The organism is Nitrospinota bacterium (assembly GCA_035528715.1).
Lineage (GTDB): Bacteria > JADFOP01 > JADFOP01 > DATKYB01 > DATKYB01 > DATKYB01.
The window spans coordinates 35,840-48,834 of the sequence record DATKYB010000054.1 but is presented as its reverse complement, the minus strand read 5'-3'; the positions used below and the strand labels follow the sequence as shown (position 1 = coordinate 48,834).

Annotated in this window: 12 protein-coding genes, 1 tRNA gene and 1 other RNA gene; all 14 read left to right on the top strand. The window is 33.0% G+C overall.

Translation table 11 applies throughout. From position 1 onward, the window contains the following. Nucleotides 1–16: 16 nt before the first annotated feature. Nucleotides 17–367: a phosphoribosyl-AMP cyclohydrolase gene (gene hisI / locus VMW81_04460; GenBank protein HUU50188.1), complete on the top strand. Its 351-nt coding sequence runs from the start codon at nucleotides 17–19 to the stop codon at nucleotides 365–367. A gap of 145 nt (nucleotides 368–512) precedes the next feature. Beyond that, a complete protein-coding gene (gene rpsU, locus VMW81_04455) occupies nucleotides 513–698 on the top strand; it encodes a 30S ribosomal protein S21 (protein ID HUU50187.1) in 186 nt (61 codons plus the stop codon). Between the two features lie 24 nt (nucleotides 699–722). Then, nucleotides 723–1,166, top strand: coding sequence for a GatB/YqeY domain-containing protein (locus VMW81_04450; protein ID HUU50186.1), 444 nt, complete (start codon nucleotides 723–725; stop codon nucleotides 1,164–1,166). 210 nt (nucleotides 1,167–1,376) lie between these two features. Further along, a complete protein-coding gene (locus tag VMW81_04445; GenBank protein HUU50185.1) occupies nucleotides 1,377–3,740 on the top strand; it encodes an endonuclease MutS2 in 2,364 nt (787 codons plus the stop codon). 18 nt (nucleotides 3,741–3,758) lie between these two features. Next, on the top strand, nucleotides 3,759–5,555 hold the full coding sequence (dnaG, locus tag VMW81_04440; protein HUU50184.1) for a DNA primase: 1,797 nt from the start codon (nucleotides 3,759–3,761) through the stop codon (nucleotides 5,553–5,555). Between the two features lie 20 nt (nucleotides 5,556–5,575). Beyond that, the gene (gene rpoD, locus VMW81_04435; GenBank protein HUU50183.1) at nucleotides 5,576–7,366 is read left to right on the top strand and encodes an RNA polymerase sigma factor RpoD; all 1,791 of its coding nucleotides are present in this window, start codon (nucleotides 5,576–5,578) and stop codon (nucleotides 7,364–7,366) included. 52 nt (nucleotides 7,367–7,418) lie between these two features. Continuing rightward, nucleotides 7,419–7,494, top strand: a tRNA-Ile gene (locus tag VMW81_04430). 141 nt (nucleotides 7,495–7,635) lie between these two features. Further along, nucleotides 7,636–8,340 (top strand): C4-type zinc ribbon domain-containing protein, encoded by a 705-nt coding sequence (locus VMW81_04425; protein ID HUU50182.1) that lies wholly within the window; start codon nucleotides 7,636–7,638, stop codon nucleotides 8,338–8,340. 71 nt (nucleotides 8,341–8,411) lie between these two features. Continuing rightward, nucleotides 8,412–8,840: RNase P RNA component class A (rnpB, locus tag VMW81_04420), an RNA gene on the top strand. A gap of 193 nt (nucleotides 8,841–9,033) precedes the next feature. Then, nucleotides 9,034–9,474 carry a division/cell wall cluster transcriptional repressor MraZ gene (gene mraZ, locus VMW81_04415; protein HUU50181.1) on the top strand — a complete coding sequence of 147 codons (441 nt, stop codon included), beginning with the start codon at nucleotides 9,034–9,036 and terminating at the stop codon, nucleotides 9,472–9,474. Between the two features lie 28 nt (nucleotides 9,475–9,502). Continuing rightward, nucleotides 9,503–9,817 carry a hypothetical protein gene (locus tag VMW81_04410; protein ID HUU50180.1) on the top strand — a complete coding sequence of 105 codons (315 nt, stop codon included), beginning with the start codon at nucleotides 9,503–9,505 and terminating at the stop codon, nucleotides 9,815–9,817. Between the two features lie 30 nt (nucleotides 9,818–9,847). Further along, the gene (gene rsmH / locus VMW81_04405; protein HUU50179.1) at nucleotides 9,848–10,786 is read left to right on the top strand and encodes a 16S rRNA (cytosine(1402)-N(4))-methyltransferase RsmH; all 939 of its coding nucleotides are present in this window, start codon (nucleotides 9,848–9,850) and stop codon (nucleotides 10,784–10,786) included. A gap of 19 nt (nucleotides 10,787–10,805) precedes the next feature. Further along, complete coding sequence (locus VMW81_04400) at nucleotides 10,806–11,117, top strand: cell division protein FtsL (GenBank protein HUU50178.1); 312 nt, start codon at nucleotides 10,806–10,808, stop codon at nucleotides 11,115–11,117. Nucleotide 11,118: 1 nt separating this feature from the next. After that, a complete protein-coding gene (locus tag VMW81_04395; protein HUU50177.1) occupies nucleotides 11,119–12,990 on the top strand; it encodes a penicillin-binding transpeptidase domain-containing protein in 1,872 nt (623 codons plus the stop codon). Nucleotides 12,991–12,995 lie beyond the last annotated feature (5 nt).

Genomic DNA, 12,995 nt, shown 5'->3' with positions numbered 1-12,995 from the left:
TTTGAAGGAAAATCAAATGAAAATAATCAATGAATTAGCTTTTAATGAAAAGGGTCTTATGCCAACTATTATACAAGATATTGAGAATAATCAGGTATTGATGATGGCCTATATGAATAGAGAGTCTTTAAGAAAAACATTAGAGACAGGATTTACTCATTTTTGGAGTCGTTCAAGAAAAACCCTTTGGAAAAAGGGAGAGACTTCAGGCAATGTTCAAAAAGTACGAGAAATTTATTATGATTGTGATAAAGATTCATTATTAATAAAGGTCATTCAAGAAGGAGAAGCATGTCATACAGGACATCGGACATGTTTTTTTAGAAAAATCGACGATAATAAGAAAGAAAAAGATAAAAATATTTAAAATTTTAGGGTGTTGACAAAATCTGAAGTAGATATTATATTGATAATTTAATTATATTTATAACTTAGAAGATTATTTGTTTGAATTTAAATAAAAATTGAGACGAACACCCTTTATAAATCAAGTGGAAGGAGGGGATATGTGAATGCCTGGTATAAAGATCAGAGAAGACGAGCCTTTTGAGAATGCCCTGAAGAGGTTTAAAAAACAGTGTGAAAAGTCTGGGATTTTATCAGAGGTGAGAAAGAGAGAACATTACGAAAAGCCCAGTGTTAGACGAAAAAAGAAATTAATAGCTGCAAGAAAAAAATCTTCTAGAGGTATGAGATAAGAAGGAGAGTTAAGGAAGATTAAGATGGATTTAAAAGAGAAACTGTTTGCTGATATGAAAGATGCCATGAAGAATGGTGAGAAGATTAAACTATCTACGATTCGTATGATAAGAACAGCCATTATCAATGCTGAAAAGGAAAAAAGTGATGAACTTACTGATCTTGACATAATAGATATTCTTGTTTCTTTGTCTAAACAGAGGAGAGAGTCTATAAAGGCTTATGAGAGTGGGGGAAGAGAGGATCTCTATGAGAAGGAAAAAGCAGAATTGGATATCGTCCTCTCCTATCTGCCAGAACAGATGTCGGAAGAGGATATAAGAAAAAAGGCAGACGAAGTTATCAAACAAACTGAAGCCTCCTCTATGAAAGATATGGGAAAGGTGATGAAGCTTTTGATGGCCGAGTTGAAAGGGAAGGCGGAGGGTTCAACAGTGAATCGCATCGTGAAGGAGGCCTTGAGTTAGATCCTTAATCTCATATATCCCGCGAGGGAGCTTATATTTTGTCTATATTTATAGTAAAAAACTTTTGAATCTTACGTATTCAAGAGTTATTTTTTTCCCTAAAGATAAACTTTTTAAATTGTTCAATAACCAAAATTACATTTTAGACTCCATAATCCCTATAAGCTTTCCCTAGATTGATTTCTCTTATTCAGGAAGGTTTTTTTGTAAATGAAAGTTACACTGGATCATCATACCCTGAAAGTTTTGGAATTTCAGAGAATAAAGGATATTTTCAAAACCTATTTGGAATCAGAGATAGGCCTGTCTAAGATAGAAAATCTTCATCCTGAGGTTTCTGGGGACTCAACAAAAAAAGGATTGAAAGAGACATCAGAGATAAAGGATATTCTCTTAACTGTTGGAGAAATACCCATTAAGAACCTCAAAGAACCTGGAAATATCTTTAAAATTCTCAGGAAAAAGAATGCTGTTTTAGATGCCCCACAAGTCTTGGATATAGCAGATATCCTTTCCGTCTCAAGAAAAATTAAAGAATTTTTTACACAGTTAGAGAATTCTTATCCTTATATCGAAATTAAAATCAAAGAGATATTCACTTCTCCTTCTTTGAGCAGAAGGATTGATAAGACGATTGATAAACAGGGCGAGATTGTAGATGATGCGAGTCCTGAATTGAAGAAGATAAGAAGACATATAAAGAGGAAAAGGGAAGAGATAAGAGATAAACTCAATGTTCTGATGGACAAGAGAGCTTCTGTTGTTCAAGAGCCGATCATTACGGTGAGGGACGATCGGTATGTTCTTCCTCTAAAGTCCAATTTTAATCGATCTGTCAAGGGGATTGTTCACGGGATATCAACAAGTAAAGCAACCGTTTTTGTTGAGCCTCTTGAAATCGTTGATCTCAATAATGAAATTATCAATTTAGGAGCAGAAGAACAGAAAGAAAAATTTAGGATTTTAAAAGGGTTAACAGAAGAAATCAGAGAAAGATTTAACGAGATTGAGAAAAATATTGATATCTTAGCTGAAATTGATCTTATCACGGCAAAGGCTAAATATAGTATAGAATTTAACAGTGTGGAACCAGTAATCAATGCTCACGGGAAAATTAAACTTATTCAGGCGAGAAATCCTTTTTTAGAATGGGAGAGAAGGAACTCAAAAAAAAATACGGTTCCCATAGATATAAACTTAGGTAAAGATTTTAATATTCTTGTGATAACCGGTCCAAATACTGGCGGGAAAACCGTTTCATTAAAGACACTTGGGCTCTTGTGTATGATGGTACAATCAGGAATGCATATTCCCGTGAAGGATGGAAGCGAGATATCCATATTCAAAAAGATATTTGCTGATATTGGTGATGAACAGAGTATCCAACAGAATCTCAGCACGTTTTCTTCTCATACAAAACAGATTATAAAGATTATTAAAGAATCTGATTCCTCATCTCTTGTTCTTTTGGATGAGTTGGGAGCAGGAACAGACCCTTCTGAGGGGGCTGCGTTAGGGATTGCTATTCTAGATAATTTGAGGGAAAGAGGGATTAAGACCTTGGCCACAACCCATCATAATTCTCTAAAGGTTTTTGCTCATTCTTACAAAGATGTTGAAAACGCATCCGTAGAATTTGATTCAAAAACCCTCCAACCGAAATACAGACTAATCTATGGATATTCTGGAAAAAGCAGTGCTTTTGATATTGCAAAGAATTTAGGCCTTCCTCAGGGATTGATTTCGAGGGCTATTGGAGAAATTAAACAGGAAAAGGATGAGGTTGATCGGCTTATTGATCGACTGGAGACTCAGATAAGGGATATTGAAGAGCTCAAAAAGGAGATTTTTACTGAAAAATACGAAATCCAAGAAAAGAAGAGTGAACAGCTATTATTAATTGAGGAGTTAAAAAGAGAGAAATCTCTTTTTAGCAAAGAGGCCAATAAATTCTTGAAAGAGGCAAAAAGAGAGTTAGAAAACATTGTTAATGATTTAAGAAAGAATTCTAAAAAGGGTATTATAAAATTCCCCCAAAAAGATTTTGCTCTATGGAAATCCAGAATTGATGATCTTCAAAAAACGCCTTATGAGGAGAAAAGAAGCCCCTTAGAACCCAAAATAGGGGAGATAGTGAGGATCAACAGCTTGGGGTGTGAGGGGGTAATCAAGAGTTATAAATCCCCATCTATAGTAGAAGTAGAGGTCGATTTCAAAAAGATTCAGGTTCCTCTAGAGGATTTAGGACATTCTTCAAAGGCAGGTGATGATCAATCAAGGGTTGCCATGAGTTCTGGTATTTTTATGAAAAAAGACTTTCTCAAAGATTTTTCTGTGGAACTGAATGTTATAGGAAACAGGATTGATGAAGCTCTTCCTAAGGTGGATAAGTATCTGGATAATGCCAAGATAAGCGGTTTGAACAAAGTGAGGATCATTCATGGAAAGGGAACAGGTAGATTAAAGAGGGCTATCACTGCGATGCTTCAGGAACATCCCCATGTAAAAAACTTTTATTCCTCTGGAATGAATGAGGGGGGATGGGGAGCCACGATTGTTGAGATAAGTAATTAATTATTAAAGGATTATATTTTGGATGCGTATGTAAGCGAAGAGATTATTGAAGAGATAAGAGAAAGAAGTGATATTGTTGAGACAATATCCGGATTTGTCTCATTAAAAAAGACGGGAAGAAACTATAAGGGTTTGTGTCCTTTTCATTCTGAAAAGACCCCCTCTTTTATTGTGAGCCCTGAGAAACAAATATTTCACTGTTTTGGGTGCGGAAGGGGAGGAAATGTGTTTCAATTTTTAATGCTGTACGAGGATTTTTCTTTTCCAGAATCAGTAAAATTTTTGGCCTCTAAGATTGGGGTAGATATACCAGATAAAAAGATAATTAGAAAAACATCTTTCGAAGTTTCAGAGGATAAAGATAAGCTTTTTCAGATAAATAATTTAGCTTCGAGATACTTTCACAAACTTCTTAAGGAGTTCCATATTGCAGAAAAAGCCAGATTATATTTAAAAAAGAGAGGTATTAATGAGATATCTATAAACGAATTCCAATTGGGTTATTCTATTCCCTCTTGGGACCATCTCCTGAAATATTCTAAAACCAATGGCATTTCTGAAACTTTATTGGAAAAAACTGGCCTGATAATCAAAAGGTCTCATAAAGAAGGATATTATGATCGATTCAGGGGTAGAATTATTTTTCCTATTTTTAATATGAGAGGCAATATTATAGGATTTGGTGGTAGATCACTTGACAACTCAGATTCTGCGAAATATATTAACTCTCCAGAAAGTATTGTATTTCAAAAAGGTAAGAACCTATTCGGCTTGAATTTGTCAAAAGATAGCATTAAAAGTGAGGATGCTGTCTTAATTACAGAGGGTTATTTTGATGTTATAACTGCCCATCAGAATGGTATAAAAAATGTGGTTGCTACCTTAGGTACTTCTATTACAAAGGATCATGTATATAAATTAAAGAGGTATACTAAAAATTTATATCTGGTTTTCGATTCTGATAAGGCAGGGGAATCAGCGGTAAAGAGAGTTGAAGAGTTATTTACTGGAGACAGATTAAGAATATATGTCGTTTCTTTGCCTGCTGGATATGACCTCGATAGTTATATTAGAAAAGAGAGCAAGAGTCTATTTTCAAAAAGGATTAAAAGCGCTCTTCCCTTAGTAGAATATATCATTAACATAACCTTAAAGGATAAGGATCTTAATAAAATCGAAGAAAAGATAGATTGTATTGATAAACTAATGCCTACTATCTCAAGATTGAAAAGTAGTATTGAACAAAATCACTATATTTCTTTATTAGCTGATAGGATGAATCTTTCCAGCAAGGAGTTGATGAATGAGTTTCAAAAAGGAAATTCTATTCATAAGAGAATATCCCTAAATTCTAAAGAAAAAGAGAGGATGCCTACACTTGAGGCTGAAATTGTAAGGCTTTTTCTAGCTAATACTACATATTTATATAAAAAATTAGACAAGATACGAGAAATCATTTCTCCTTCTGAAATCGGAGATGAAAAACTATCAAAGATTATTTTTTCAGTATACAAGATTTATGATGAAAACAAAAAGCTGACTGTAAATAATATCATTGATCAATTACCTGTAGAATTATCTGGTTTAGCTAGAAAGATGGCTTTAGAAGGAGAGCTGCTTTATGGTAATGGTAAAGAGAAAATATGGGATCAGGCACTAGATGACTGTATAAAAAAATTTATGAAAAAGAATAAAAAGGCACAGATAAAAAAAATCAATACTAAAATGAAAGAAGCAGAACAAAAAGGAGAGATTAAAGAGATAAACGAATTGCAGCGTAGATTAATGATAATATATAAAAATAGTTCTAAATAAATTTTGTTATTTAAAAAAATTTGCCAAGACATGGGGAGGAAAAACAAATTATGGCAAAAAAATTAGAAAAGAAAGCGATAAAAAAACTCATTTCTTTAGGAAAAGAAAAAGGTTTCCTTACTTATGATGAAGTTAATGATGGTCTCTCTTCTAACATTGTTTCCCCTGATCAGATTGATGATATGATGATTCTTTTTGGAGAAATGGATATAGAAATAGTTGATTCAGATCAAAAGAGCCAGAAAGTATCAGTGATAAAGACCTATGTGAGAGAAAAGTTAGAAAAAGAAAAAGCAATCGATTTAACAGATAGTATTGCGGGTAAGACTGATGATCCCGTAAGAATGTATTTAAGAGAAATTGGTACAGTACCTCTTTTGACCAGAGAAGGGGAGATTGAAATAGCAAAGAAGATTGAAGAGGGAAGAAATGAGGAAATAAATGCAGTTATTAATACACCTATAGCGGTTAGTGAAGTTATTTTTCTAGAGGAGAGATTAAAACAGCGGAAAATAGGAATAACTCAAGTCACTGATAGTGGTGTTTTTGAAGAAGAAATTAATGAGGATGATGAAAATGAATATAAGCGGGTCTTAAAATTAATTAACAGGATAAAGGGATATGATAAAAAATTATATAAGATTAAGGAAAAACTGAAGAAAAAGAAAGCTAGAAATATTAATAGATTTAACCAAGAGATGGAGAAAACTAGATCTAAAATAGTAGAGTTAATAAAAGAAATTAATCTCAATTCAGATCAGATCGATAGACTAGCTCAAAAAATCAAAGTCTTAGTCAATAAGATAGGTATTTTCCAAAGAGAGATAGATATTCCTTTGGAAAAGATGGGAATGAATATTGATGAGCTTAGAAGCAACATAAGATTGTTGAGAAATAACTCTAGAAAAAATGAGGCATTAAAAAAACAGTCAAAGTTTTCTCTTGATAAATTATTGGAGTTTGAGAAGGGTATAAGGAACGTTAAAAGGAAGATTAAAAGGATAGAGTTAGAGACAGATATGTCTTATGAGAATCTTCAGGAAACTCTAAACAAAATTCAAAGAGGAAGGTCAAAAGGTAAAGAGGCAAAAAAAGAACTGGCACGAGCTAATCTGAGATTAGTGGTAAGTATAGCAAAAAAATATACGAATAGAGGTCTTCAATTTCTTGATCTTATTCAAGAAGGAAATATAGGTTTGATGAAAGCGGTGGACAAATTTGAATACCAGAGAGGATATAAATTCAGTACCTATGCAACTTGGTGGATTCGACAGGCTATTACTCGGGCTATTGCTGATCAAGCGAGGACGATACGTATACCTGTTCATATGATTGAGACAATAAATAAATTGATAAAAACTTCGAGACATCTAGTTCAGGAAATAGGAAGAGAGCCTATACCTGAAGAGATTGCTGAAAGAATGGAATTGCCTATTGAAAAGGTTAGAAAGATTCTAAAGATTGCTAAAGAGCCGATATCTTTAGAAACGCCAATAGGCGAGGAAGAAGACAGTCATTTGGGAGATTTTATTGAAGATAAAAAACTTGTTGCTCCTTCCGATGCTGTGGTTAAGTTGAATTTAAAAGAGCAGATGGTAAGAGTTTTACAGACATTGACACCGAGAGAAGAAATGGTTTTAAGAAAGCGTTTTGGGATAGGAAATGATACGGATCATACATTAGAAGAGGTTGGTCAAGATTTTGATGTTACAAGGGAAAGAATTAGGCAGATTGAGGCCAAGGCCCTAAGAAAGCTTCGTCATCCAAGCAGGAGTAAAAGACTTAAAAGCTTCGTAGAAGGGTTAGAATAAAAATTTGAACTTGACAATCTTTAGAGGCATGGTGTAGTTTTGAATCTATCGAGGGCCCATAGCTCAGTTGGAAGAGCCACCGGCTCATAACCGGTAGGTCCCTGGTTCGAGCCCAGGTGGGCCCACCAAAAGGATTAAAAATTGTTTGATGTTTAGAATTTTAATAGAGATAGTTTTTTGTAAGGGAGACAAGGTGCATCGATAAAAGATGCACTTTTTTATTTTTTGGAATAATATTTCACAAACAATCAATACATTGGATACCTAAATTGAATAGAGATTTAGAATTATTAATAAATTTACAAAAAGTCGATTTAAAGGTTTCTGATTTTAAGGAAGTTAAATCCAAAATACCTGAAGAGATAGAGGGTTTGCGCTCTGAATATCAGAAGTTTGAGAAGAGGGTCAGCGAGATTAATCAAGAGATAGAAGATTTACAAAAAAAAAGAAGAAATGGAGAAAGAGAAGAAGAGATTAAGAGAGATAATCTTAATAAAACCAAGATAAAACTCATGGAGGTTAAAACAAACAAGGAGTATTCAGCAATACTATCGGAAATACAGGAGATTGAGAAGAAGATTAGCAGCATAGAGGATGAGATTCTAATGGTTATGGAATTAGTTGAAGAGAAAACTGAAGAGAACAAAAAGAATTTAGAAAGGTTGGAATTAGAAGAGAAGAGATTTCAAATCGAGAAAAAGGAAAAAGAAGAAGAAGTTGAGAGGCTTCAACAGTTATTAGGTATAGAGAATAAGAAAAGAGAAGAAATTGAAGAACTTATTGATAAAAAAGTACTTAGAGAGTACATTAAAATAAAAGAGATTCGTCATGGATTAGCAGTAATAAATGTTAAGGATTATGTATGTCAAGGCTGTCATGTGAGCATGCCACCGCAGAAATTTAACGATATTAAAAATAACAGCAAGATAATTCATTGTTCCCACTGTAGCAGGATATTATATTGGGAGGATTAAATTTTATTTAAAAGCAAACCATGGAGGAGAACAAAAAATATAATTAATAAGATAACTATAATTTAAATACCAAAGTAGATCAGATGATCGCTGGTTTCAAAATTTTTTGAAACTAGAGGAAAGTCCGGGCTCCGCAGAGCAGGATGCTGGATAACGTCCAGTAGGGGTAACCCTAAGGAAAGTGTCACAGAAAAGAGACTACCCTTTTAAAAAATCTTTAAAAGGGCAAAGGTGAAAAGGTAAGGTAAGAGCTTACCAGTCTCGATGGTGACATCGAGAGCTGACAAACCCCATCCGGAGCAAGACCAAATAGGGAAGCACTTTAGATATAAGCTATTTTACTTTGTGGTTATTCACGAAGTTGCTTATTTCTAAATAAGGATTGCTCGTCCGATGCTTTCGGGTTAGGTCGCTAGAGGCAAAGGGTAACCTGTGTCCCAGATAAATGATCATCACCTAATTTTTTAGGTACAGAACCCGGCTTATGATCTACTTTGGTATATTTTTCTAATTTCTTTTCCAATTAATTCTTATCTTATTCATTCCTTTCTAATCCTCATTAAAAGCTTTCAATTTCTTAGTTTTAAGCCTTAAAAAAAGAAAAATAAAGATTTATTTACTTGACAAAGAGTCGTCTATTCTATATATTTTCATTATATGTGGGTAAAAGTGGGTTAAAGTGGGTAAAAAACTATGTTTATCGGTACATATTATGTAAATTTAGACAAAAAAGGAAGGCTTAATATTCCTGCAAAATTTAGAGAGATATTGAACTCAAAATATAGTAATCGTTTAATATTAATAAATTTTGATAATTGTATTGTAGCATACCCAACAGAAGAATGGCTGATCCTTGAAGAAAAGACAAAGTCTCTACCTACAATGAAAAAAGATGTGAGAACATTTATGAGACTTCTCTATTCAGGTGCTGCAGAATGCAGCACAGACAAACAAGGAAGAATTTTAATTCCTTCTTATCTAAGAGAATCGATCTCTTTAGATGCCGAAGCTGTGATTATAGGCATACTTAATAAGATGGAGATCTGGAGCAAAAATATGTGGGATTCTTTTTTTGAAGAATCTAAGGAGAAATTTGAAGATATAGCTGAGGGTTTGTCCGAGTTAGGTTTTTAATTTTAAAAAAGTTAAAGTATTTTTTACAATGATAAGAGAAAAGTTTAAAAATGAATTCCCAATCATTTTAAATGAGATGACAAACATGATAAATCAAAGATTGGAGAAGCCTATTTCAGTCATACTGTTGAATTTAACCCATATATTCAATGAGGAAAAGCTAGATAAAAAGACTGTTCAAAGACTTGATCTCATCCAGAAGGAATCTGTAAGGATACGAAAGGTATTACAAAAATTAAAAAACATTTCAAATCCTAAATTAATAAACTATTTAAAAGAAATCAAAATAATTGATCTCAATAACTCAATTGATAGGTATGAGAATGTAAAGGAAGTTATTTAATTATGAAAAACTTTTTTATTATAAAGTTAAATGAAATATTATCATATCCCAGTTTTATTAAATGAGATATTAGATTATCTTTTATGCGGTCCAAGAAAGATTTTTATAGATTGTACTTTGGGAGAAGGAGGTCATGCTTTTGAAATTTTAAAAAAGAGCACCCCTTCAGGTATACTCATAGGCATTGATAAAGATAAAGACTTAATAAAAATAGCTATAAAGCGATTAAGAGTTTTTCAGGGAAGATTTCACATAATAAGAGATGATTTTAAAAACATTAAGAATATCATCTCTTTGCTGAATATCAAGAAGGCAGATGGAATTCTTTTTGATTTAGGCATCTCATCACGGCAATTAGGAATACCCGAAAGAGGTTTTAGCTTCAAATACAATGGTCCATTAGACATGAGAATGGACACTGATCAAGAAATTACGGCCTTTTCATTAATTAATAATATTTCTTTAAAAGAACTCATTGAAATACTGAGGCTTTATGGAGAAGAAAGATGGTCACAAAGGATTGCAAGGAGGATAGTTGATATCAGAGAAAAAAGAGAAATCAGAACAACAAAAGAATTGGCTGAGATCGTTAAATCAGCCATTCCCCTTTCCTACCAATCACAACGCATTCATCCTGCCACAAAAACCTTTCAGGCTTTAAGAATAGATGTTAATAAAGAATTAGATGTTCTAAAAGTTGCGCTAAAAGATGCAATAGAACTTCTTAAAATTAAAGGAAGATTATGTGTAGTATCTTTCCATTCATTAGAGGATAGAATCGTAAAAAATATTTTTAATTCATATAAAAAAGGATGTACATGTTCTCCGAGAATACCGAAGTGTATCTGCGGAAAGAAGAAGGTGATTGAGATTTTGACAAAGAAACCCCTTGTTCCTTCCCTCAAGGAAATAGAGATTAATCCAAGATCAAGAGGTGCAAAATTAAGGGTGGCTGAAAAAATTGCATAGGGCTAACAGGGGAAAAATCGTGAAACCAAATTTAAGTAAAGAAAAAAATCTCATTAACTTTAGAAAGGCTGCTTTATTTTCTTTTTATATCTTGATTTTTATCGTAGGAGCACTTTTTTATATGTGGCCCCATCATCAGATGATAGAAATTAGTTATGAGTATCAAGAGTTAATAGCCAAACATGAAAAGCTATTCCAAGAAAATAGAATATTAAGATTAGAAATCGCGAGTATAAAATCCCTTGATAGAATCGAAAGATTAGCAGTTGAGGATCTGGGTTTTATCTTCCCAAAGAAAGAACAGATTTTGTTTTTAAAGGATAAAGATTGAAATGTTGAAACATATTGAGGATAAATTGAATAAGCGAATTATATTTTTTTCTCTATTGATAACTGTATGTTTTTTAACATTAGCTGTTAAATTATATTATATTCAGGTTCTTAAGCATGATGAATTTTTCTCAAAGGCTAAAGATCAGTATCAAAGATTTCTTTTATTGGAGCCTAAAAGGGGGACTATATATGATCGTAATATGAAAGAATTAGCAGTAAGTATCGAGTTAGATTCTATTTATTTAAATCCTAAAGAAATAGATAATCCTAAAGAGACAATTCAGAAGTTATCAAAGGTGATTAATATTAAAAAAAGTGAGATTCTGAAGAGCTTGAAAGAAAAGAAAAATTTTGTTTGGGTCAAGAGAAAAATAGAACCTGAGAAAGCTAAGAAAATTAAGGAATTTAATATAAAAGGTGCTGGCTTTATAAAAGAGTATAAAAGATTTTATCCTAAACGTGGTCTAGCAGGTCATGTAATAGGTTTTGTAGGGACTGATAATAAAGGATTAGAAGGATTAGAATATTTACATGATGATAGCTTAAGAGGAGAATCGAGGCAGGTTCTTATTGAAAGGGATGCTTTAGGAAGAAATCTATATCTTAAGGATATTGATTCAAGATATCCTTTGATAGGTTATGATTTGATATTAACCATTGATGAGGTTATTCAATATATAGCAGAAAAAGAGCTGAAGAGGCAGGTGATAGAGACCGATGCCAAAAGGGGTATCATTATTATCATGGATCCTTATTCAGGAGAAATTTTGGCATTGTCGGAGACCCCGGGTTTTAATCCAAATATCTTTGTGAAATACGACCAGTTTATATGGCGAAATAGAGCAATAACAACTGGTTATGAGCCAGGTTCTACTTTTAAAATCATAGCTGCAGCTGCAGCATTAGAGGAAAATAAAGTTAATTCAGAAGAACTGATTTTTTGTGAAAATGGAAAGATAGAGCTAGGAGGATTAACAATTCGTGATCATCAGGAATATGGATGGTTGCGCTTTGAGGAGATCATTCAGAAATCTAGCAATATAGGGGCAATAAAAACAAGCCAGAGACTGGGAAAAGTAAGTTTTTATGATTACATCAGAAAATTTGGTTTTGGAGATAAAACAGGCATTGGTCTTCCAGGAGAAATTCCAGGGCTTATTAGAGCTCCAAAAGATTGGTCTAATGTATCTATTGGAGCAATTTCCATCGGCCAGGAAATCCTTATAACCCCTATACAATTAATCAATGCTGTATCTCTAATTGCTAATGGGGGCGTTTTAGTTAAACCAAGAATTTTAAAAGCGGTGTCTTATAAAAATAAGATTATAAAAGAGACTCAGCGAAAAGAGATAAGAAGGGTGATATCTTATCGAACAAGTAAAATAATGAGTAAAATCTTAAAAGGTGCTGTTAATAACGGAACGGGTAATTTAGCCGCAGTAAAAGGATTTAGCGTTGCTGGAAAAACAGGAACAGCGCAAAAGTTTGATCCTATACAAAAAGCCTATTCTAAAGATAAATACTTGGCGTCTTTTGTGGGGTTTGTTCCAGCTGAGGAGCCTAAAATTGTAGTTCTGGTAATTATTGATGAACCAAAAGATATCTTTTGGGGAGGTAAGGTAGCAGCTCCCGTCTTCAGTAGGGTAGCTCAACAAGTATTAAGATATTTAATGATTCCTCAAAATGAAAATATGCTCTATGTAAAATATGATAATAGGATTAAAAAGGATAAGAATGAGATAGAAAGTTCTTTAGAAAATGGATTTTTTTCTAATATTTCAAATAAGATTATGACAATCCTTACAACCTATTTAAATCTTGGAAAAGAAAAAGTTGTTTACCAGTTAGAAAAAGATAAAGAATCTACTTAATTATT